The sequence below is a fragment of the Mesorhizobium dulcispinae genome (genome assembly GCF_033977345.1).
In the GTDB taxonomy this organism is placed as follows: Bacteria; Pseudomonadota; Alphaproteobacteria; order Rhizobiales; family Rhizobiaceae; genus Mesorhizobium; species Mesorhizobium dulcispinae.
The window spans coordinates 131,810-153,448 of the sequence record NZ_JAVIIY010000002.1; the positions used below are offsets into that span (position 1 = coordinate 131,810).

Below are 21,639 nucleotides of genomic sequence, written 5' to 3' on the forward strand. Positions count from 1 at the left end.
GCCAGGGCATTTTGGAGTTGCCGAAGCAATCGAAACGGCTGCCCTGGCCTCATAATCGGGCAGTTACCGGCCTGTGCATAACCTTGCCCGGCGTTGAACGCCTTGGTGGCAGTCGCTAAATTGCTGGTATGTCTCTAAATCTCATCAAGCTCTGTGTCGGCTGCGACAGCGTCGAGGACCTGGAAGAGTGGATCGCCTTCCGTCTCGACGAGCGGCGCCGCGCCGGCGAGCCGGCCGAGCACTGGCACACCACGCGCATGGTGCCGACGCGCGGCGAGGAGATCACAGACGGCGGCTCGCTCTATTGGGTGATCAAGGGCAACGTGCAGTGCCGGCAGCTCATCACCGAGATCCGGCCCTTCGTCGACGGCGAGGGCATCGGCCGCTGTCATCTGGTGCTCGATCCCGAAGTTGTGCGCACCGATTGGCAGCCGCGCCGCGCCTTCCAGGGCTGGCGCTATCTCAAGCCGTCCGACGCCCCCGCCGATCTCGGCAAGGGCAGGGCCGCATTGGCGGAGATGCCGCCGAAACTGCGCTTGGAGCTTGCCGAACTCGGCCTGCTGTAAGGCCGCACGGCCTCATCTTCCGGTTGTTGGCCCCTCGGCTTGTCCGATGTGGGACTTGCAAGCAACCGGCCGGCACCCCATCCTGATTTGCAGGCGCAATCATCCGGATGACGCAAACCGATGGGCGTGATCATCGCATTGGCGGCCGTGCTTCTGATGCTTTTCGGCGTCGCGACGATCTTCGTGCGCGCCGACGCCGCCAGGATGGCGGACAATCTCAGAACCCTTGGGCCCGCGCTGCTGGGCCTGACCGGCGCGACGATGCTCGTGGTCGGCCGCAGCAGCATTGGCGGCCTGCTGATGATTGCGGCGGCAGGCTGGTATGCCTGGATGCGGGCGAAACGGCCGCCGGCGAAGGCTGTCGCGGCCAAGCGCTCGACCGTGCGCACCGCGGCTCTCGAAATGGACCTCGACCATGACAGCGGCAAGCTCGAGGGCCTTGTTCTCGCCGGCCACTACGAAGGTAAAATGCTGGGCGCCATGGGGATGGCGGACCTGCTGCAACTCCATGTCGAGCTGCGGCCGGACCCGGAGAGCCGCCAGCTGCTAGAGACGTATCTTGACGGCCGTTTTCCCGTCTGGCGCAAGGACGCGCAGCCGGACAGTGGCGAAGGGCTGGGTGTTGCGCCAGGTGCGGGCGCCATGACTAAGGAGGAGGCCTACAAGGTCCTTGGTCTTGAAGCGGGGGCTGCCGCGGCGGATATCCGCAAGGCGCACCGCCGCCTGCTGCAGCGCCTGAACGCCGATGTCGGCGGCACGTCTGTCCTGGCGGCGCGGATCAATGAAGCCAAGGACGTCTTGCTCTCCAATCACGACTAGTCTCCTTCGACGCGGAACTTTCCCGGAGTTTCAAAGGCCGCCTATTGCTGGACGGCGTAGCACGAGATTTTCTTCCGCTTCAGGGCATCGCAGGCCTTCCAGGCCGCATCCTTGGAGCCGAAGCCGCCGAAGCGGGCGCGGTAGTAGGTGACGCCGTCCTTGTCGAACGCGACCGTGAAGCCCGACGCGTCGGCCAGCGCCTTCGGCGCCTGCTTGCTCGTCTTGTCGAGAAGGGCCTGGGCTCCGGACTGCGTCGGCGAGGAAGCGACCTGGACCACCCATCCCGACGGCAGTGACGAGGTCTTGACCGGATCGACGGCCGGCGCGGCCGCCGGCGCTGGCTCGGCGTAGGCTGCAACGACCTGGGATGTGGTTTCGGTCTGCGATGCGGTTTCCTGGGGCGCAGCCGCCGGAGCCATGGCGGCCACCGCAACCGTCTTCACCTTCCTGACCTGGATCACCGGCTTGGTTTCCTCGGCGGCCGGCGCGCTGTCATCGGCCGACGCGACTTCGGTGTCGTCGACAGCCGGCTTTTCGTCCGGGGTCGGCGCGTCATGCTTCGGCAGGAGGACCTTGGCCAGGGTCTTGATCGGGTTGTCGCCGCCCGCCTTGGCGATCAGATCGCCGCCGCCGCGCGTCGAGGCGCGCGGCAGGTAGGTGTTGATCAGGGCGGCCATCTGGTTGTCGCGGCTGCGGCCGGAAGCGCCACCCATCACCACGGCGACGAGGCGACGATCGCCATCCGCGACGGAGGAAACCAGATTGTAGCCGGAAGCGCGCGTGTAGCCAGTCTTGATCCCGTCGACACCCTTGATGCGGCCGAGCAGGCGGTTATGGCCATTGATGCGCTGGCGGCCATAGAGGAACGAGCGCTGCGAGAAATAGCCGTAATATTGCGGGAAGTGCTCGCGCAGCGCTATGCCAAGCATCGCCATGTCGTGCGCGGTGGTGAACTGGCCGGGATCGGGCAGGCCGTTGGCGTTGCGGAAGACGGTGCCGTTCATGCCGAGCTGGCGCGCCTTAGCCGTCATCATCCGGGCGAAATTGTCTTCGCTGCCGCCCAGCAGTTCGCCGAGCGCGGTCGCCGAGTCGTTCGCCGACTTCGTCACCATCGACAGGATCGCTGTCTCGACCGGCACCGAGCCGCCGGCGCGCACGCCGAGCTTGGTAGGCGGCTCTGCCGCCGCATGGGCCGAATACGGCACCGGCGTGTTCTTGCTGATCCTGCCCTTCGCCAGCGCCTCGAAGGTGAGGTAGAGCGTCATCATCTTGGTGAGCGAAGCCGGATAGCGCCGGCCGTTGGCGTCGGCCGAATAGAGCACCTTGCCGGTCTTGGCGTCGACGACAATGGCCGCTGACTTGGCGGCAAGAGCCGATGCCACGTCGGCGGCGACAATCGTCACCGCAAGCGCGGCGACCATGATTGCCTTGAAGGAGAATGAAGATTTCGAGACGAAGCCCGACAACGCCTGACGCACCGCTACTTACCCTGAATTTTCGTTGCCCCGGAGGCGGCAAAGGGAGTGCCTGCCTCGCTTCCGGCCAAGCTATCGCGGTCAGCGTTACCAATCCGTTTATGGTAACCGCCGCGTTCACCATTTTCTGGCGATTTGAGCCTCTGTTTATTCGAATTTTAGCGGTTGCTGTCATTGGGGACCCTTTGCGGGCCAAGGGAATCTTGACTTTTGTGCAGCGCACAATATATTCTTAGTGCATTGCACAAGGGCGCCCGGGGCAAATGGGCGTTTCAACCAAAGGGAAGTGTGAAATGACCCAGACCTATGAGGACTTCACGAAATACGGCAAGGAGTTTGCCGACACCGGGCTGAAGAGCTTTGCCTCGTTCACCAAGGGTGCGCAGGCGATCGCCACCGAAGCCGGCGAATATACCAAGAAGAGCTTCGAGGCCGGCAGCGCCGCCTTCGAGAAGCTGTTCTCGGCCAAGTCGATCGAGAAGGCCATCGAGATCCAGACCGACTACGCCAAGCAGAGCTACGAGAGCTTCGTGGCCGAAGCCAGCAAGATCGGCAACCTCTATGCCGAGCTCGCCAAGGAAGCCTACAAGCCCTTCGAATCGGTCGTCGCCAAGGCGAAGTAATTTCGTCGGATCACATCCGACACGGCCAGCCGGCCTGCAGAAAGGGCCCGGTCGCGGAAGCGCGGCCGGGTTTTTTCATGTGCGGCTGCAACCGCCTGAGCCCTGCCGCATTCACGATTGAGAAATTCGCTGAAGTTTGCCCACCTAGCCATATTGTCAGCTAAACAGAAGGGCTTAAAATCGTTCATCGAAGACCTACATGTTGAACTCGCATGAGGATTCGAAAAGGCAGGACTACGTGACGATCGGTTTGACTGCCACGGCAGACGTGGTGCGAATGCAAAGTGACGGCGACCGCAACGATCCCGGCCGCGGCACAGCGGTCATCACGCGCACCAAAACCAAGACCAAGAAGCCCAGCCTCTACAGGGTCCTCATCCTCAACGACGACTACACTCCCATGGAGTTCGTGGTCCACGTCCTGGAGCGTTTTTTCCAGAAGGACCGCGAGGCCGCCACGCGCATCATGCTGCATGTTCATAATCATGGAGTGGGCGAGTGCGGGGTCTACACATTCGAGGTGGCCGAGACCAAAGTGTCTCAGGTCATGGATTTCGCCCGACAGAATCAGCATCCGCTGCAATGCGTGATGGAGAAGAAGTGAGGTAACATGCCGGCTTTCTCCCAAGGCCTGGAAAAGGCGCTACATCAGGCGCTGACATTCGCCAACGAGCGGCATCATGAATATGCGACGCTCGAACACCTGCTGCTCGCGCTCATCGACGACACTGAGGCGGCCGCCGTGATGCGCGCCTGCAATGTCGATCTCGACGAGCTCAAGCACACCGTTCTCACCTATATCGACACCGAGCTCGACAACCTCGTCACCGGTTACGACGAGGATTCCAAGCCGACCGCCGGGTTCCAGCGCGTCATCCAGCGCGCCGTCATCCATGTGCAGTCGTCCGGCCGCGAGGAGGTGTCGGGCGCGAACGTGCTCGTGGCGATCTTTGCCGAGCGCGAGAGCCACGCCGCCTATTTCTTGCAGGAACAGCAGATGACCCGCTACGACGCGGTCAACTACATCTCGCACGGCATCGCCAAGCGCCCCGGCGCGTCGGAGTCGCGCACGCCGCGCGGCGCCGAGGACGAGCAGGGCGGCCAGAACGGCGCCGAGCCGCAGGAGGACGGCGGCAAGAAGAAGCCGCAGGACGCGCTGACGGCCTACTGCATCAACCTCAACAACAAGGCCAAGGCCGGCAAGATCGATCCGCTGATCGGTCGCGAGAGCGAGATCAACCGCACCATCCAGGTGCTGTGCCGCCGTTCCAAGAACAACCCGCTCTATGTCGGTGACCCTGGCGTCGGCAAGACGGCGATCGCCGAGGGGCTTGCCAAGCGCATCGTCGAAGGCGACGTGCCCGAGGTGCTGCAGGACGCTACTATCTTCGCACTCGACATGGGCACGCTCTTGGCCGGTACGCGCTATCGCGGCGACTTCGAGGAGCGGCTGAAGCAGGTCGTCAAGGAGCTCGAGGACTATCCCGGCGCTGTGCTGTTCATCGACGAGATCCACACCGTGATCGGGGCAGGGGCCACGTCCGGCGGCGCCATGGACGCGTCGAACCTCTTGAAGCCGGCGCTGTCGTCCGGAGCGATCCGCTGCATCGGCTCGACCACCTACAAGGAGTTCCGCCAGTTCTTCGAGAAGGACCGCGCGCTGGTGCGGCGCTTCCAGAAGATCGACGTCAACGAGCCGACCATCGAGGACGCCATCGAGATCATGAAGGGCCTGAAGCCCTATTTCGAGGAGTTCCACAAGGTCCGCTACACGAGCGAGGCGATCAAGGCTTCGGTCGAGCTGTCGGCCCGCTACATCAACGACCGCAAGCTGCCGGACAAGGCGATCGACGTGATCGACGAGACCGGCGCCTCGCAGATGCTGGTGCCGGAGGCCAAGCGCAAGAAGACGATCGGCATCAAGGAGATCGAGGCGACGATCGCCACCATGGCGCGCATCCCGCCGAAGACGGTTTCGGCCGACGACGAGAAGGTGCTTCAGGGTCTCGATGTCGAGCTGAAGCGCGTCGTCTACGGTCAGGATACCGCGATCACCGCGCTGACGTCGGCGATCAAGCTGGCGCGTGCCGGCCTGCGCGAACCGGAGAAGCCGATCGGCTCCTACCTGTTCTCGGGTCCGACCGGCGTCGGCAAGACGGAAGTGGCCAAGCAGCTTGCCGCCTCGCTCGGCGTCGAGCTCATCCGCTTCGACATGTCGGAATACATGGAACGCCACACCGTCTCGCGGCTGATCGGCGCGCCTCCCGGCTATGTCGGCTTCGACCAGGGCGGCCTGCTGACCGACGGCGTCGACCAGCATCCGCATTGCGTGCTCTTGCTCGACGAGGTCGAGAAGGCGCATCCGGACCTGTTCAACATCCTGTTGCAGGTGATGGACCACGGCAAGCTGACCGACCACAACGGCAAGCAGATCGACTTCCGCAACGTCATTTTGATCATGACGACCAATGCGGGCGCGTCGGACGCTCAGCGCGCGGCGATCGGCTTCGGCTCGACCAAGCGCGAGGGCGACGACGTCGAGGCGATCAACCGGCTGTTCACGCCGGAGTTCCGCAACCGCCTCGATGCGATCATCCCGTTCGGCTCGCTGCCGGTGCCGGTGATCCATCAGGTGGTGCAGAAGTTCGTCATGCAGCTCGAGGCCCAGCTCTCCGAGCGGGGCGTCACCTTCGACCTGTCGCCGGACGCGATCGCCTGGCTGGCCGATAAGGGCTATGACGAGCGCATGGGCGCGCGTCCGCTCGGTCGCGTCATCCAGGAGCACATCAAGAAGCCGCTGGCGGACGAGGTGCTGTTCGGCAAGCTGAAGAAGGGCGGCACGGTGCGCGTCACCGTCGAGAAGAAGGAGACCGGGGAGACCGGCCTGAAGCTCGAATCGCTCGCCGACGAGGCCCCGGTGAAGCCGAAGAAGGAAGATCCGGAGGACGCGCCGAAGCCGAGGAAGGCAGCGGCGAAGAAGCCCGCCGCCAAGAAGGCGGTGGCGCAGAAGCCGGAGCCGAAGGGCAAGGATGGCGGCAAGCGAAGCCTGGTCCCGCAACTGCCCCGCAAGGGCTGATCGGCTTAAAGCGCAAAAAAGCCCCGGCAACGGGGCTTTTTTCGTTGGAGGAACCCGTGATGGATGGGCAAATCATCATTCTGAACGGCGCGCCGCGCTCCGGAAAGTCGAGCATTGCCGCCGCTATTCAAGCGACGTTCGATGGCGTTTGGATCAATCTCGGCGTCGACGCCTATGCGCAAATGACGCCGCCGCGACTGCGTCCGGGTATCGGCTTACGCCCCGGCGGCGAACGACCCGACATCGAGGCCTTTGTGCCGCGCCTATACGCCGCGCTTTACGATTCCATCGCTGCACACAGCCGGCTGGGGCTGAATGTCGTCACCGATGTCGGCCATCATGATGCGCATTCGGGGCCGCTTGATATCCTTCCCGATTGCGCTCGGCGCCTGGACGGGCTGCCGGTGCTGTTCGTCGGCGTCCGCTGCCCGATCGAAGCGATCCTGCAACGGCGCGCCGCAAGCGCGACGGACGGAACATATGTGACCGGATCGGACGAGGATCCGATACCGCGGCCGGTGCGCCTGTGGCAGGAAGAGGTGCACAAGCCCAGCATCTACGACCTGGAAGTCGACACGTCGTGGCTGGGCCCGCAAGCATGCGCCGAGGCAATTCGCCAGCGGCTCCTTGCCGGACCGAAGCCGTTGGCCTTCCGGAGGCTGGGGCAAATGCGGGCAAAGGGCAAGGACAGTGACCGGCGCAGCCCGGTGCCGCGGCTGCCGCGCAAGGGCTGAAAGGCCTGAAGATCAAAAAAGTCCCAAAGACGGAACTTCATTCACGATTTGCTGGTTGCAGGCGTCAGGCAACGCCATCCGGCGCGAAGCGCGTCAGGAAATATCCGCAAGCCTTCCAGATCGCGATCGATAACAGCGCACCCGCGTAGCCGTCGATGGCATAGTGCCAGCCAAGCACGACCGAGCCGATCATTATTATGCCGGCGAATGCCCACATCAGGATACCGGCCGGCCGGGAACGCCGCGTTGCGTAAAGAGCGAAAAGCACCGCCATCGCCACGTGCATGGATGGGAAAGCGGATATTCCGATACTGCCGTCGGTTGCGCCGGTATAGCCGCTCCACAGCATATCCTGCGTGCTGAGCGCCCAGATCGGATAAATACGATCGGCAGCGGCGAGTGCTTGCATGAGGGGGCGAAAGTCACCGCCGAGACCCAGACGCTCGTAAAAGCACGGCCCTGCCGACGACAGCCCCATCGCCAGGAAGAAGCCGCCAAGCGTCCATATCAGCATGAAGCTCATCAGGAACTGATGACGCAGCTTGGTGTCGTTGCGTGTGATGCAGGCGGTGAAAACCGTGGCGATGAGCACGATGAACCAGAAATTGTACGCGATGTTGAACATCCTCAATGCAAATGGCGACTGGACGACAAACCATAGCCATTCGTCTGGTGCCCTACCGAAATGCAGGATCCGATCGGCGTGGGCCAGCGCCTTGTCCCATGCAAATGGGGAGAGGATTGTGATGGCTCCTTTCAGCACACCGACGGCGGACATGAAGGCGATGCTCGCGACCAGGCCATTCAGGCTGTTGGCAGTGCGTTCGGCGTCGCCGAAAAAACCGCCCAGCGATTTCAGGAAGGTGCCGAGCGGTTCGGTATCCCGCTTGACCAGCGCAAGATGGAGGAAGATCCCAAGCGCAAAGACGCAGCCGCAGATCCAGAAAGCGATGAAAAGGTACTGAATGTATTCCGTCAGCACGCCGAAATCCGGCATGTTTCCGGTACGCATTCCGATCACTGTTGCCAGAATCAGGGCACCGACAGCCATGGCGTGCAGCAGCCGGTGCCGTCGAAAGGCATCCGCCAGGGAAATCAGAAAAGCACGTCCGACAGCCGTCCTCGCAAGGGGGGTCGACGCCGCAGCCGAATTTTCCATGGTTCGAAACCCAATAGCTCGCCACTGCCTTAGCGTTCTACAGCGAGATGGTTCGATATTTCCTAACCAGACGATTCGAGTGCAAACGGTCGCATCCGGCGCTGCACACGGCCGGCTGGACCCGAAAATCGCGCGAAGGTTTTCGCGGCAAACCGAAATCGGGCTCGTCAGTGCGAGGCTATCAATCGGCCTTCAATGTCGGCGGATCCGCGAGCTTCAATTTCCCAGTGCCGCGCGGATCTTGCCGGCGTTCTCGGCCAGCACTTCCGGCTTTTCCATCTGCCCGGAATGGGGCTTGAGCGGCACGCCGTCGAAGCGCGGGATGACGTGGACGTGGAGGTGGTAGACGGTCTGCCCGGAGGCTGGTTCGTTGAACTGCAAGAGCGTCACGCCGTCGGCGTTGAAAGCCTTTTTCACGGCCACCGCCACTTTCTGCACCACGGCAAACAGCGGAGCGAACGTCGCCGGATCGGCATCGAGGATATTGCGCGACGGCGCCTTCGGCAGCACCAGCGTATGGCCCACCCCTTGCGGCATCACATCCATGAACGCAACGACCGCGTCATCCTCATAGATGCGATGCGAGGGGATCTCGCCGCGCAGGATTTTCGCAAAGATGTTGCCGGGATCATAAGCTTCGGCCATGGCGGGCACTCCGGATCGTATTCGCTATCCGGTTTAGCGAAGCCGCTGGTGAGCGGCAAGGCGCTCGGGCCGATCTGACAACAGCAATGCGCCTCGGTGCCAACGTCCGCCGACCAAGGAGGCTGTCGAATGCGCGGTCGCCGCATCCGCTTCCAGCAGGGCAGTGCGCGTGGCGAAGCTGGCGGTTACAGGTGGCGTCTTCTTCCTTGTCGCCTGCTTTCGATACTCGTTTCGATTGCAGCTAGAAAGCCGCAATGATCGTTGGATAGTAACGAGCAGATTTATTCCTTGAGATCCCTGCGGAACGGCATGTGCTCTTCGAGATATTCGCCCATCCGCTCCACCTCGCGCCGCTCGCGGCGCAAATAGTCGGCGACCGCGTTGCGCAGGCCGGGATGGGCGATGTAGTGCGCCGAATGCATGGTCACCGGCTGATAGCCGCGCGCCAGCTTGTGCTCGCCCTGCGCGCCGGCCTCCACCACCTTGAGCTTGCGCTCGATCGCGAAGTCGATCGCCTGATGGTAGCAGACCTCGAAATGCAGGAAGGGGTGATCCTCGATGCAGCCCCAGTTGCGGCCGTAAAGCGCGTCGGAGCCGATGAAGTTGATGGCACCCGCGATATAGCGGCCGTTGCGCTTGGCCATTACCAGGAGAATGTCCTCGGCCATGCGCTCGCCGATCAGCGAGAAGAACTGACGGTTGAGATAGGGCCGGCCCCATTTCCTGCCGCCGGTATCCATGTAGAAGGCAAAGAAATCGTCCCAGGCGCGCTCGGTGATGTCCTTGCCGGTCAGCCAGTCGATCGAGATGCCGTCCGCCAGAGCCTCGCGCCGCTCCTTCTTCATCGCCTTGCGCTTGCGTGAGGCAAGCGTGGCAAGGAAGTCGTCATAGCTCGAAAAGCCTTCGTTGAAGAAATGGAACTGCTGGTCGGTCCGATGCAGGAACCCCGCCGCTTCCAGCGTCGCGATGTCGGGCTCCGCCGCGAAGGTCACATGCGCGGAGGACACGCCAAGCTTATCGGTCACCAATTTCAGGCCGGCGGCGAGGCCGGCCTTTACCGCGCCTTGGTCCTCGCCTTTGCCGACCAGCAGGCGAGGGCCGGTGACAGGCGTGAAGGGCACCGAGCATTGCAGCTTGGGGTAATAGCGCCCGCCAGCGCGCTCGAATGCGTCCGACCAGCCATGGTCGAAGACATATTCGCCTTGGCTGTGCGATTTGAGATAGCAGGGCACGGCGCCCAGCAGCTTGCCTTGCGCCGTCTCGAGCCTGAGGTGATGACCCTGCCAGCCGGTGCGCCGCACGGCACAGCCGGAATCCTCCAGTGCGCTCAGGAAAGCGAATGAAACGAGCGGGTTGTAGCCGTTTTCCTTGTCGCCGCGGGTGGTTCCCGCAAAGCCGTTCCATTCCTCGCAGGTGAACGCGCCTATGCCCGCCGCGACGCGGATCGCGTAATCCGCATTCGCTGTCCGTCCATCGTCGTCGTCACCCTGATCCATGCGGCTTATTTAAGCGTCCTCAAGGCTGTCGCAAGTCACGTTTAGGACACTGCCTCAGGCGACCTTGACCAGATCCGGCTCAAATCCCTCGAAGGTCATCTGGTCGGCATATTTGAAGGTGAGGTCGACCGCCGGCTGGTCGTGCACCGTCCAGGTGATCACCGGCATCCTGAGCTTTTCGCGCACGAAGCTGACAAACGGGTTCGGCAGGTCGCCGGCGGCGTAAGAGGTGAAGGCAAGGTTGTGCGCCAGCATGGCAAAATGCGCCTCGATCAGCTGGTTGTCCTTGCCGTAAGCGGTCAATCCGCCGGGAATGCCCGGCGCATCCTTTGCAAAATCGCGGATCAGCCAGTGGTCGAACGACATGATCGCCACCTTGCCCTTATAGCCCTTGAGCAGTCTGCCAACGCTGGCGACCAGTCCTTTGTCGTGGCCGGGAACGCCTTTCAGCTCGACCACCAGCGGCACGCGACCGCCGATCAGGTCGAGCGCTTGCTGCAGCGTCGGCACATGGTCCTTGGTGCCGCCCACCTTGAGCGCGGTGAGCTCGGCCGCGGTGCGCTGCCAGACAAAGCCGTCCTCGCCGGCTAGCCGTTTCAGGTCGCCGTCATGGATGATGACCGGCACGCCGTCGGACGAGATATGCACATCGCATTCGATCGCGTAGCCACGCTCGGCCGCCGCTGCAAAGGCCGACAGCGTGTTCTCCCAGCGCGTCTTGTTCATGTCGTGAAAGCCGCGATGCGCGACCGGGCGGGCAATCAGCCAGGAAAGGTCGGTCATGTCAGGCTCTTCTCACTCGACCTCGAAGATCGCTTCGATCTCGACCGCGGCATTGAGCGGCAACGAGGCGGTGCCGACGGCGGAGCGCGCATGCTTGCCGCGTTCGCCGAGGGCCGCGACCAGGAAGTCGGAGGCGCCGTTGGCGACCAGATGCTGCTCGACGAAGTCCGGCGCCGAGGCGACGAAGACCGTGATCTTGACCAGCCGGCGTATCTTCTCGAGATCGCCAAGCGCCGCCTTGGCTTGCGCCAGAATGTTGATCGCGCAGAATTTCGCGCCTTCCTTGCCGGCAGCCGTGTCGATGTCGCGGCCAAGCAGGCCTGCCACCAGCTTGCCGTCATTGAGCGGCAACTGCCCGGCCGTGAACAGCAGGTTGCCGGTCCGGCAATAGGGCACGTAGTTGGCCGCTGGCGCGGCGGCGGCCGGAAGAGTGACGCCGAGATCGCTTAGCCGCTTTTCGATTGTTTCGCTCATTGGTTTTCCCTATTGCTGGAAGGCGCCGCGGTGGCCGGGCCGAAATTGCTATTTTTGCCTCGCTTCCGCCACGACTTTTTTTAAGCTGGACCATCTTTCCCTGCGGCCTGCCATTGGTCGCGACGATCGGAGCACTTCATGCGCGTGACGCGCCTTTTCGTTTCCGCCGCCCTCCTGTCGGCGGCCATCCCGATGGCTCCGGCCTTCGCAGTGCCCGCGCTGCAGGCGCACCGCGCCGTCTACGACCTTACCCTTAACAAGGCGTCCGACCGCTCTGGCATCACCGGCATTTCCGGCCGCATGGTGTATGAGTTCAACGGCTCTCCCTGCGAAGGCTATACGGTGAAGTTCCGTTTCGTCACCCAAATCGTCACCAGCGAGAACACCAGGTTGACCGATCAGCAGACGACGACGTTCGAGGACGCCGAAGGCAAGACCTTCTCCTTCGTGACGAAATCCTTTGTCGACCAGAATCTGGACAAGGAGGTGAAGGGCATGGCGACCAGGGAGCCGAAAGGTCTCAAGGTCGACATCGACAAGCCCGAGAAGAACACGCTTGAGCTCGCCGCCACGCAGTTCCCCACCCAGCATCTCGTGGAACTGATCGGCAAGGCCGAAAGGGGAGAGAGCTTCTATCAGACCAATCTGTTCGACGGCTCCGAGGACGCCAACAAGGTGATGACGACCACCGTCGTCGTCGGCAAGAAAACCGACGCCGACACGTCGGATCCGGAAGCGCCGGCGCTCGCCAAGCTCGCCACCGACAAATACTGGCCGGTCGACATCGCCTATTTCGACGATACCGACAAAAGCGGCGAGGAAGTGCCCGAGTACCGGATCAGCTTCAAGCTGCATGAGAACGGCATCACGCGCGACCTCGTCATGGACTATGGCGACTTCTCGATGACCGGCAAACTGGTGAACCTGTCGCTGTTCGATCAGGCCAAGCCTTGCCCGGCCTCGAAATAGCAGCGGGTTAACCACGAAGCGGCCTGCCGGGGCGACCTGACTTGAAGGCGCCGCAATCCTGTCCCAGCTTTGCTTTGTTTCACGCAATTCCGGACGGAAAACCGCTGCGCACTTTTCCTGGAATTGCTTAGGGGCATTTCGGGGGAAGCTTGGGCAGGATTGACGTGTTCGTGGCGCCGCGACCCAATCCGGCGCTGATCAAGATAATGACGATCGTCAATCGCATCGTCATGCTGCGCGGTGTTCCAGGCTTTCGCGACTTGTTGCCGTTCAACCGGCTGGCCGGCCTGCGCGGCGTCGCCAATGTCCGCCACATCGACTTTCCCGCTGGAGACGAGCAGAGGCTGAAGGCCTGCTGCGGCGGGGGCCAAGCGACGTTCATCACGCCCAACCATCCCGAATTCTTCACCGACTGGATGATCGACAAGGAGATCGTCTCGCGCGTCAGCCCGCTTGCTGCCTCATGGGCGACGCATGGCGTGGTGAACGGGCTCGGCCGGCTGATGCAGAAATTCTGGCTGGCCAACAACCTAATCGCGCAGATTCCCGGCAACAACGAAGCCGCGAAGTCGCATTCGGTCGACTGGGCGCTGAAGGGCCACGGCGTGCTGCTTCACCCGGAAGGCAGCGTTGGCTGGCACGGCAACTATGTCGCGCCGCTGCTTCCCGGCGCGGTGGAGATGGGGTTCGAGGCGCTGCAGCGCGGCCGCGAGATCAACAAGGATTTCAAGGCCTGGGTCGCTCCTGTCGTCTGGAAGCTAGCTTTCACCGGCAATGTCGAGCGGGCGCTCGCCAGGGAATGCGCCTATGTCGAGAAGAGCCTGAAAATCGAAAGGGCCGGAGACGGCTCGCTGCCGGAGCGCGTCTACCGCATCTATTCAAGCCTGCTGTCCCGGGACGAGCAGGCTTGCGGACTGACGGCGGAGGAGGGCGCTTCCTATGCCAGCCGCCAACAAAGGGTGCTGGCCACACTTGGCCGGCAGCTTGCCGAAGGCATCGCCGCCGACGCCGGGCTCGACCTGGCCGAGTTGCTGCGGCGCTCGCGCCGGTGGCTGCGCGAGGGCAAGGCGGACGCCGAAGAGCAGAAGCGCGTGCGAGAACTGGCGGAAACGACCCAGCGCATCCAGCGCGTCGGTCCATGGGCCTTCGCCGATCAAAGGATCACGCAGGAAGAGATCGCCGAGCATCTGAAGCGCATCCGCAACGATTACTGCAAGGGCTCACTGCGCGACACGATCAACCGCTTCGTTCCGCAGCCCGCGGGACCGCGCTGCGCCCACATTCGCGTGCCCGAACCTTTGGAATTGCACGAATATGACGGCCCGGTCGACGAGGCGCTCGCCGGACTGCGCTCGCGCATGCAGGCGGCCGTAACCAGGATCGTGACCGACCTCGAAGCCGCCGGCGGCTTCATTTCCTATCCGAATCCCTTCTATCATCGCTGACTTCACGTCGGCCCGGGTGACCATGAACGGGCCGCCCATGGTGTCGGTTGGAGTGCTGCAAGCGCAATGGCTGTCTATGTCGATGCGGCGATCTGGAAATGGGCCGGCCATCGCTGGTGCCATCTGCTCGCCGACGACACAGACGAGTTGCATCGCTTTGCCGCCGAGCTCGGCCTCAAGCGCTCGTCCTATCAAGGACCGCCGAAGACGTCGGCGCCGCATTACGATATCACCGGATTCGAGCGCGACCGCGCGGTGCGGCTCGGCGCGGTCGAATGCAGTCGCGAGGAAATCGTGGCGATCTTCCGCCGCGTACGGGTGCCGAACGGCAAGGTAAAACGCTGAGGATTGGCGCGGATCGCCGCAGGCAGGAGCGTTTTTCGGCACCCCGCTTGCGTTTACGGCGCTTCCCCTCTATATGCGCGCTCATTCCACACACGGACTTTGGTGTCTGCCCGGGAGAAATCCGGCTGAAACCTCCGGTGGCATCAGGACATGAAGTCCGAAATGCCTGTGTCCGTGGAGGCCAACCGGAAAGGAACTAAAGAATGGCTCTGCCTGATTTCAGCATGCGCCAGCTTTTGGAAGCTGGTGTTCACTTCGGCCACCAGACCCACCGCTGGAACCCGAAGATGGCGCCCTACATCTATGGCGCCCGCAACAACATCCACATCATCGACCTGTCGCAGACGGTGCCGCTGCTGCACCAGGCGCTCAAGCAGGTTTCCGACACCGTCGCCAAGGGCGGCCGCGTGCTGTTCGTCGGCACCAAGCGCCAGGCTTCGGACATCGTTGCCGACGCCGCGCAGCGCTCGGCCCAGTACTATGTCAACTCGCGTTGGCTGGGCGGCATGCTGACCAACTGGAAGACGATCTCGAACTCGATCCAGCGGCTGCGCAAGCTCGACGAGACGCTCGCCGGCGAGGCCCAGGGCCTCACCAAGAAGGAGCGCCTCAACCTCGACCGCGAGCGCGAGAAGCTCAACAAGGCGCTGGGCGGCATCAAGGACATGGGCTCGACGCCTGACCTGATGTTCGTGATCGACACCAACAAGGAAGCGATCGCCATCCTCGAGGCCAAGCGCCTCGGCATCCCGGTCGTCGCCATCATCGATTCGAACTGCGATCCGGACAAGATCGACTTCCCGATCCCCGGCAATGACGACGCGGCGCGCGCCATCCAGCTCTATTGCGACCTGATCGCCAAGGCTGCCATCGACGGCATCGCCCGCCAGCAGGGCGCGCTCGGCATGGATATCGGCGCGTCTGCCGAGGCTCCGGTCGAGCCGGCGCTCGACACTCCGGCCACCGAAGCTCCGGAAGCTTGAAAAGCGAAGGCCGGTTGCGGCCTTCATCTTTCCAATAAGTTGGCGCGCTAAAGCGCTTTTGCCGGGCGCATCATCGAGATTCGATGGTGCGTCGGCGCATTTGAAACAAAGAGGCGACAATGAGCATTTCGGCTGCACAGGTCAAAGAACTCCGCGACTTGACCGGCGCGGGTATGATGGACTGCAAGGCGGCGTTGAACGAAACCAACGGCAACATGGAAGAGGCCGTCGACTGGCTGCGCAAGAAGGGCATCTCCAAGGCCGACAAGAAGGCCGGCCGCACCGCGGCGGAGGGCCTGATCGGCGTCGATTCCGGCGTGCGTGAAGCGGCGATCGTCGAGGTCAATTCCGAGACCGATTTCGTCGCGCGCAACGCCGCCTTCCAGGAAATAGTCGCCAACGTCGCCAAGGTTGCGCTCGCCTACGGCACGACCGAGGCGGTGGCCGCGGCCAAGTATCCGGGCTCCGACAAGTCGGTCACCGAGACCATCAAGGACGCGGTCGGCACCATCGGCGAGAATATGGGCTTCCGCCGCTCGGCCAAGCTCACCGTCCCGCACGGCGCTGTCGCGACTTATGTGCACAATGCCGTCGCCGACGGCCTCGGCAAGCTCGGCGTGCTGGTCGCGATCGAGACCACCGGCAATGAGCATGCGGCAAACGCTTTCGGCCGTCAGGTCGCCATGCATGTCGCCGCCACCAACCCGATGGCGCTGACCACGGAGGAACTCGATCCGGCAGCGGTCGAGCGCGAGAAGGCGATCTTCGCCGACCAGGCCCGCCAGACCGGCAAGCCGGAGGCGATCATCGAGAAGATGGTCGAGGGCCGCCTGCGCAAGTTCTACGAAGAGGTGGTGCTTCTGAAGCAGGCCTTCGTGCTCAATCCCGACATCACCGTCGAGAAGGCGCTGAAGGATGCCGAGAAGGAGATCGGGGCTCCGGCCAAGATCAGCGCTTACCTGCGCTTCGCCCTCGGCGAAGGCATCGAGAAGGAAACGACCGATTTCGCGGCGGAAGTCGCGGCCGCGGTCAAGAAATAGCCCGAAGCAAAAAGTAAGGCTAAAGAGCTCAGGCAACTCGGCCGGGTGTCCGCATGGATGCCCGGCCGATCTCTTGTGCGGTATCGATAAAGGCTCTCAGCTTCGGCGCCATCGACGCCCGGCGCGGGAAGTAGAGGAAAAGGCCGGGCTCCTCGATCGCCGTCTTCGGCAGGATCTGGACGAGGCGCCCGGCGGCGAGATCGGCGCGCACCAGCGGCTCGAACACATAAGCGAGCCCGACGCCGGCAAGCGCAAGATCGATGGCCGCAAGCGAATCGGTGACGACGGCCGTGCCGCGCGTCTCCACCACGACGTCCTTGCCGTTCTCATTCAAATCCCAGCGATAGAGGCCGCCGGAGCGGACGAGCCGATAGCCGATGCAATTGTGCCTCGCGAGGTCGGCCACGACGCGCGGTCGGCCGTGCTTGCCTATATAGGCCGGCGAAGCGACGACCACGGCCTTGAAGGGCGGCGTGAGCCGCACGGCGACCATGTCTTGCGCGATCATCTCGCCCAGCCTAATGCCGGCATCGAATCCCTCGCCGACGATGTCGACCAGGCCCTGCTCGGCGAAAACCTCGACCGTCACATCCGGATAGCGTTCAGCCATGGCCGCGACCACGGGCGTCACCGCCAAGGGGATTGCGATGTTGGAGGCATTGATCCTGAGCAGACCGGAGGGCCGGCCCTTGACGCCGCGGATGCGGTCCAACCCTTCAGTAATGTCCTGAAGGGCAGGGGCCGCCGTCTCCACAAGGGCCTTGCCGGCCTCGGTCAGCGAGACGCTGCGCGTGGTGCGCGCAAACAGCGGCTGACCCATACGCTCCTCCACCAACCGCACCGCGTGGCTGACCGCAGACGGGCTCATGCCGAGCTCGGCCGCGGCAAGCGCGAAGCCGCCGCGTCGCGCCACGGCAACGATGACAGGCAGGTGTGTGAGCAGGTCCCGATCCATTCATGAACGATATCGCATAGTCTTTGCGAACAATGCAATCTTATCGACGACGGTGCGCCGGCCCATATTGTCGCCAGGACGTCGGCGGCGGGCTGATGCTCGAGGAGAAGAGACATGAATGCGTTGAGACATGTGACCTTCGCGGCAGGACTGGCGCTGGCGCCGGTCGATGCCGGCGGAGCCGAACCGGCAGGCTGGCAGGCGCTCGCCGACGAGCGCGCGGTCATCCGGATCGCGGATGCCATCGACCGCGCCGTCGACGCGCAGGACTGGAAGCTTGCGCGCAGCTACTTCGCCGACCGCGTCACCGTCGATTTCAGCAGCCTTTCGGGGCAGCCCCCGGCCACCATCGCCTCCGACGACCTGATCGGCACCTGGGCGGCGAACCTCAAGGGCAGCAAGACCAGCCTGCATCTGCGAACCAACCACCAGGTCGACATAAACGCCGATACGGCGACCGTCCGCTCCAACGGCTATGCCTGGAACCGGATGGAAGGCAACGGCGATCCGCTGTGGGAAGTCTGGGGCACCTACGAGCACCACCTTACCCGCTCCGGCGCCGGCTGGAAGGTCGACGGCTTCACCTTCCGCATGACGCATGAGCGCGGCAATCCCTGGGTCAAGTCGACCCCCGGCCAATGAGCCGACATCAAAACACGATCGGAACACATTATGAGCATGACCTATTACACGCTTGGCAACAGCGGCCTGCGCGTCAGCCGGCTGGCACTGGGCACCATGACCTTCGGCACCGAATGGGGCTGGGGCGCCGACAGGGAAACCGCCCGCGCCATGTTCGACGCCTATGTCGAGGCCGGCGGCAATTTCTTCGACACCGCCGATCTCTACACTGGCGGCACCGCCGAGACCTGGCTCGGCGAATTCGTCGCCGAGCGCGGCTTGCGCGACAAGGCGGTGATCTCCACCAAATTCACGATGAACATGGATTCCGGCAATCCGAATGCCGGCGGCAACGGCCGCAAGAACATCATGCGCGCCGTGGACGCTTCGCTGAAGCGCCTCGGAACCGACTATATCGACCTCTATCTGCTCCATGTGTGGGACAGGCTGACGCCGGCCGAGGAGGTGCTGCGCACGCTGGACGACCTCGTTCGCGCAGGCAAGGTGCGTCATATCGGCCTTTCCGACATGCCGGCCTGGTATGCCGGCCGGGCGCAGGCGATCGCCGAGCTGCGCGGTTTAGAGCCGATCTCGGCCCTGCAGCTTGAATATTCGCTGGCCGAGCGTGCGATCGAGCATGAATTCGTGCCTTTCGCCACGCGTCACGGCGCGGGCATCATGGTCTGGAGCCCGCTGGCCAGCGGGCTGCTCAGCGGCAAATACCGCCCGACGCAGGCCGGGAACGCCGGGCGGCTCGACGGTTTCCGCAACACCACGCATCCTGGCTTCCAGAAATTCACCGACCGCAACTGGGCGATCGTGGCCGAGCTCGAAAAGGTGGCTTCCGAACTCGGCCGCAGCATGGCGCAGGTGGGGCTCAACTGGACGGCGACGCAGCCCGGCATCGCCACCGTCATCCTCGGCGCGACGAAGCTCGCCCAGTTGCAGGACAATCTCGCGGCGCTCGATTTTTCGATTGCCCCGGAGCTTCGCAAGCGGCTCGATTCGGCGAGCAGCCTGCCGGCGCCGTTCCCTCATTCCTATTTCGGGCCCGAGATCCAGGGAAGAGTGACCGGCGGCGCCGCAACCGGCGACAAGCCATCGGGCTATTCCCTGCCGGTCCTGATCGAAGGCGAGGCGGTCAGCGTCAGCAGCAGCTGATCGAAAAAGCCTGGAATTTTGCGCAAGGGCGCGGCGTGACATCGCCGCGCCCTTCGTGTATCGGGTCGAACCATCGTGCCAGCGCCGCCAGGCGAAGCGGGGCAGCTTGCGCCTCCAGATTTGCCCGCGCCGAGATTTTCGAGGAACCAGATGACGGTGAAGCCCCTCTATCGACGTGTCTTGCTGAAAGCTTCGGGCGAAGCGTTGATGGGCGAACAGCATTTCGGCATCGACGTTTCGGTCGTCGACCGTATCGCCGCCGACATTGCCGAGGCGCGCGCGCTTGGCATCGAAGTCGGCGTCGTCATCGGCGGCGGCAACATCTTCCGCGGCGTGGCCGTCGCCTCCAAGGGCGGCGACCGGGTCACCGGCGACCACATGGGAATGCTCGCCACCGTCATCAATTCACTGGCGCTGCGCACCTCGCTGAACAAGATCGGCGTCGACGCCGTGGTGCTTTCGGCCATCGCTATGCCCGAGCTCTGCGAGAGCTTCTCGCAGCGCCAGGCGACCGCCTATATGAATCAGGGCAAGGTGGTGATCTTCGCCGGCGGCACCGGCAATCCGTTCTTCACCACCGATTCGGCGGCGGCGCTGCGCGCCGCCGAGATCGGCGCCGACGCGCTGTTCAAGGGCACGCAGGTCGACGGCGTCTATTCGGCCGACCCGAAGAAGGATCCGAGCGCGGTGCGCTTCGATCGCATAAGTCATGCCGAAGTCATAAAACGCGGGCTTACGATCATGGATACGGCAGCGATTGCACTTGCGCGCGAAAACAACATTCCGATAATCGTCTATTCGATCCACGAAAAGGGTGGTTTCGGCGAAATCCTGAGGGGCGGCGGCCATTGCACGGTCGTCGCCGACAACTGATCGGATCAGAACCGGCTAAATAAGCGTTGGTTCCGGATGGGAACCCGAACACAACAGTGAACCCGGCGAACGGGTCGAGGAGATGATCATGAGTGGCGAGTACGACGATCTCAAGCGGCGCATGGACGGGGCGATTGCCGCCTTCAAGCATGATCTCGCTTCGCTGCGCACCGGCCGCGCCTCCAGCAACCTGCTCGACGCAGTCCAGGTCCATGCCTATGGCACGACGATGCCGATCAACCAGGTGGCCAACGTAACGGTTCCGGAGCCGCGTATGATTTCGGTATCGGTCTGGGACAAGTCCATGGTCAGCGCCGTCGACCGGGCCATCCGCGAAGCCAATCTTGGCTTCAATCCGATCGTCGACGGCACCAATCTCAGGATTCCGCTGCCCGAGCTCAACGAGCAGCGCCGCAAGGAACTGGTCAAGATATCGCATGGCTACGCCGAAAACGCCCGTGTCGCGGTCCGCCATGTTCGCCGCGACGGGATGGATTTCCTAAAAAAGGCGGAAAAGGACGGTACGCTTAGCGAGGACGATCATCGCAAGCGCTCCGACCAGGTTCAGAAGCTGACAGACGAGATGATCAGCACCATCGATCACCTGCTTTCCGATAAGGAAGCTGAAATCATGCAGGTTTAGGGTCGGTTCTTCACCGGCTCGAAAGCGAGACCATGGCAACGCCCGCGCATGTCGCGATCATCATGGACGGAAATGGACGCTGGGCCAAGGCGCGCGGCTTGCCGAGGCTTGCCGGCCATCGCGCCGGCGTCGAGGCCTTGCGCAAGACTGTCCGCGCCGCGCCCGAGCTCGGTATCTCCTACCTGACGGTCTACGCCTTCTCCTCGGAAAACTGGTCGCGGCCGAAATCCGAAGTCAGCGACCTGATGGGCCTCTTGAAGCTCTTCATCCGCCGCGATCTCGCCGAGCTGCACCAGAACGGCGTGCGGGTGCGGGTGATCGGCGACAGGGAAGGGCTGCAGCCGGACATCAGGGGCCTGCTGCAGGAGGCCGAATCGCTGACCGCGGCCAACGAGGCGCTGACGCTGGTCATCGCCTTCAACTATGGCGGCCGCGACGAGATCGTGCGCACCGCGCGCAAGCTCGCCGATGCCGTGGCTCGTGGCGAAATGGCAAGCGACGCCATCACGATGGAGAGCTTTGCCGGTTCGCTCGACACCGACGGCATTCCCGATCCCGACCTGGTGATCCGCACCAGTGGCGAGCTCAGGCTGTCGAACTTTCTTTTGTGGCAGGCCGCCTACAGCGAGCTCGTCTTCCTGCCGTGCTACTGGCCGGACTTCAGCCGGGAGCATCTCGCCGACGCCCTGCGCGACTTTGCCGGCCGCGAGCGCCGTTTCGGCGGGCTCGCAGCCCGCGACGTCGCCTTGTAGCG

The 21,639-nt window shown here is 63.4% G+C and carries 23 protein-coding genes; 16 read left to right on the forward strand and 7 right to left on the reverse strand.

Features of this window, described 5'->3' with window-relative positions:
- The first annotated feature begins 128 nt into the window (after positions 1-128).
- Entirely contained in the window at positions 129-566 is a 438-nt protein-coding gene (locus RFN30_RS05295; RefSeq protein ID WP_320261091.1) for a DUF1489 family protein, read from the forward strand.
- A gap of 120 nt (positions 567-686) precedes the next feature.
- Entirely contained in the window at positions 687-1,385 is a 699-nt protein-coding gene (locus RFN30_RS05300; RefSeq protein ID WP_320261092.1) for a J domain-containing protein, read from the forward strand.
- Positions 1,386-1,426: 41 nt separating this feature from the next.
- On the opposite strand, the gene RFN30_RS05305 is transcribed toward RFN30_RS05300, so the two are convergent.
- Positions 1,427-2,863 (reverse strand): D-alanyl-D-alanine carboxypeptidase, encoded by a 1,437-nt coding sequence (locus RFN30_RS05305; protein ID WP_320261093.1) that lies wholly within the window; start codon positions 2,861-2,863, stop codon positions 1,427-1,429.
- Between the two features lie 290 nt (positions 2,864-3,153).
- Between RFN30_RS05305 and RFN30_RS05310 the strand changes: the two genes are divergently transcribed.
- The 4 genes from RFN30_RS05310 to RFN30_RS05325 all read left to right on the forward strand — a co-directional run bounded on the left by RFN30_RS05310 (position 3,154) and on the right by RFN30_RS05325 (position 7,293).
- Positions 3,154-3,483: a phasin family protein gene (locus tag RFN30_RS05310; protein WP_320261094.1), complete on the forward strand. Its 330-nt coding sequence runs from the start codon at positions 3,154-3,156 to the stop codon at positions 3,481-3,483.
- A 277-nt stretch (positions 3,484-3,760) separates the two neighbouring features.
- Positions 3,761-4,087 carry an ATP-dependent Clp protease adapter ClpS gene (clpS, locus tag RFN30_RS05315; RefSeq protein WP_040972327.1) on the forward strand — a complete coding sequence of 109 codons (327 nt, stop codon included), beginning with the start codon at positions 3,761-3,763 and terminating at the stop codon, positions 4,085-4,087.
- 6 nt (positions 4,088-4,093) lie between these two features.
- On the forward strand, positions 4,094-6,559 hold the full coding sequence (gene clpA, locus RFN30_RS05320) for an ATP-dependent Clp protease ATP-binding subunit ClpA (RefSeq protein ID WP_320261095.1): 2,466 nt from the start codon (positions 4,094-4,096) through the stop codon (positions 6,557-6,559).
- A 59-nt stretch (positions 6,560-6,618) separates the two neighbouring features.
- Positions 6,619-7,293, forward strand: coding sequence for a chloramphenicol phosphotransferase CPT family protein (locus RFN30_RS05325; RefSeq protein ID WP_320261545.1), 675 nt, complete (start codon positions 6,619-6,621; stop codon positions 7,291-7,293).
- Between the two features lie 64 nt (positions 7,294-7,357).
- Here RFN30_RS05325 and RFN30_RS05330 read toward each other — a convergent pair whose 3' ends face one another.
- The 5 genes from RFN30_RS05330 to RFN30_RS05350 all read right to left on the reverse strand — a co-directional run bounded on the left by RFN30_RS05330 (position 7,358) and on the right by RFN30_RS05350 (position 11,850).
- Positions 7,358-8,452 (reverse strand): phosphatase PAP2 family protein, encoded by a 1,095-nt coding sequence (locus RFN30_RS05330; RefSeq protein WP_320261096.1) that lies wholly within the window; start codon positions 8,450-8,452, stop codon positions 7,358-7,360.
- 216 nt (positions 8,453-8,668) lie between these two features.
- Entirely contained in the window at positions 8,669-9,097 is a 429-nt protein-coding gene (locus tag RFN30_RS05335) for an HIT domain-containing protein (RefSeq protein ID WP_320261097.1), read from the reverse strand.
- Between the two features lie 281 nt (positions 9,098-9,378).
- Positions 9,379-10,593: a GNAT family N-acetyltransferase gene (locus RFN30_RS05340; protein ID WP_320261098.1), complete on the reverse strand. Its 1,215-nt coding sequence runs from the start codon at positions 10,591-10,593 to the stop codon at positions 9,379-9,381.
- A 54-nt stretch (positions 10,594-10,647) separates the two neighbouring features.
- On the reverse strand, positions 10,648-11,376 hold the full coding sequence (locus RFN30_RS05345; RefSeq protein ID WP_320261099.1) for a glycerophosphodiester phosphodiesterase: 729 nt from the start codon (positions 11,374-11,376) through the stop codon (positions 10,648-10,650).
- Between the two features lie 12 nt (positions 11,377-11,388).
- Positions 11,389-11,850, reverse strand: a complete 462-nt coding sequence (locus RFN30_RS05350) for a RidA family protein (RefSeq protein WP_320261100.1) — start codon at positions 11,848-11,850, stop codon at positions 11,389-11,391.
- A 138-nt stretch (positions 11,851-11,988) separates the two neighbouring features.
- On the opposite strand from RFN30_RS05350, the gene RFN30_RS05355 reads away from it, so the two are divergent.
- The 5 genes from RFN30_RS05355 (at position 11,989) to tsf (ending at position 16,632) form a co-directional block, all read left to right on the forward strand.
- Positions 11,989-12,819, forward strand: a complete 831-nt coding sequence (locus RFN30_RS05355) for a cell envelope integrity EipB family protein (protein ID WP_320261101.1) — start codon at positions 11,989-11,991, stop codon at positions 12,817-12,819.
- Positions 12,820-12,968: 149 nt separating this feature from the next.
- The gene (locus RFN30_RS05360; RefSeq protein WP_320261102.1) at positions 12,969-14,264 is read left to right on the forward strand and encodes a hypothetical protein; all 1,296 of its coding nucleotides are present in this window, start codon (positions 12,969-12,971) and stop codon (positions 14,262-14,264) included.
- A 66-nt stretch (positions 14,265-14,330) separates the two neighbouring features.
- A complete protein-coding gene (locus tag RFN30_RS05365) occupies positions 14,331-14,609 on the forward strand; it encodes a DUF4031 domain-containing protein (RefSeq protein WP_320261103.1) in 279 nt (92 codons plus the stop codon).
- Positions 14,610-14,812: 203 nt separating this feature from the next.
- On the forward strand, positions 14,813-15,592 hold the full coding sequence (gene rpsB, locus RFN30_RS05370) for a 30S ribosomal protein S2 (protein WP_059188654.1): 780 nt from the start codon (positions 14,813-14,815) through the stop codon (positions 15,590-15,592).
- Between the two features lie 119 nt (positions 15,593-15,711).
- Positions 15,712-16,632: a translation elongation factor Ts gene (gene tsf, locus RFN30_RS05375; RefSeq protein WP_127423994.1), complete on the forward strand. Its 921-nt coding sequence runs from the start codon at positions 15,712-15,714 to the stop codon at positions 16,630-16,632.
- A gap of 28 nt (positions 16,633-16,660) precedes the next feature.
- On the opposite strand, the gene RFN30_RS05380 is transcribed toward tsf, so the two are convergent.
- Positions 16,661-17,587, reverse strand: a complete 927-nt coding sequence (locus RFN30_RS05380; RefSeq protein ID WP_320261104.1) for a LysR family transcriptional regulator — start codon at positions 17,585-17,587, stop codon at positions 16,661-16,663.
- A 114-nt stretch (positions 17,588-17,701) separates the two neighbouring features.
- Between RFN30_RS05380 and RFN30_RS05385 the strand changes: the two genes are divergently transcribed.
- The 5 genes from RFN30_RS05385 (at position 17,702) to RFN30_RS05405 (ending at position 21,637) form a co-directional block, all read left to right on the forward strand.
- On the forward strand, positions 17,702-18,229 hold the full coding sequence (locus RFN30_RS05385; protein ID WP_320261105.1) for a nuclear transport factor 2 family protein: 528 nt from the start codon (positions 17,702-17,704) through the stop codon (positions 18,227-18,229).
- Positions 18,230-18,259: 30 nt separating this feature from the next.
- The gene (locus RFN30_RS05390; RefSeq protein ID WP_320261106.1) at positions 18,260-19,369 is read left to right on the forward strand and encodes an aldo/keto reductase; all 1,110 of its coding nucleotides are present in this window, start codon (positions 18,260-18,262) and stop codon (positions 19,367-19,369) included.
- Between the two features lie 150 nt (positions 19,370-19,519).
- Positions 19,520-20,242: a UMP kinase gene (pyrH, locus tag RFN30_RS05395; protein ID WP_320261107.1), complete on the forward strand. Its 723-nt coding sequence runs from the start codon at positions 19,520-19,522 to the stop codon at positions 20,240-20,242.
- Between the two features lie 88 nt (positions 20,243-20,330).
- On the forward strand, positions 20,331-20,885 hold the full coding sequence (gene frr / locus RFN30_RS05400) for a ribosome recycling factor (protein ID WP_082044360.1): 555 nt from the start codon (positions 20,331-20,333) through the stop codon (positions 20,883-20,885).
- A 32-nt stretch (positions 20,886-20,917) separates the two neighbouring features.
- The gene (locus RFN30_RS05405; RefSeq protein WP_320261108.1) at positions 20,918-21,637 is read left to right on the forward strand and encodes an isoprenyl transferase; all 720 of its coding nucleotides are present in this window, start codon (positions 20,918-20,920) and stop codon (positions 21,635-21,637) included.
- Positions 21,638-21,639: the final 2 nt, after the last annotated feature.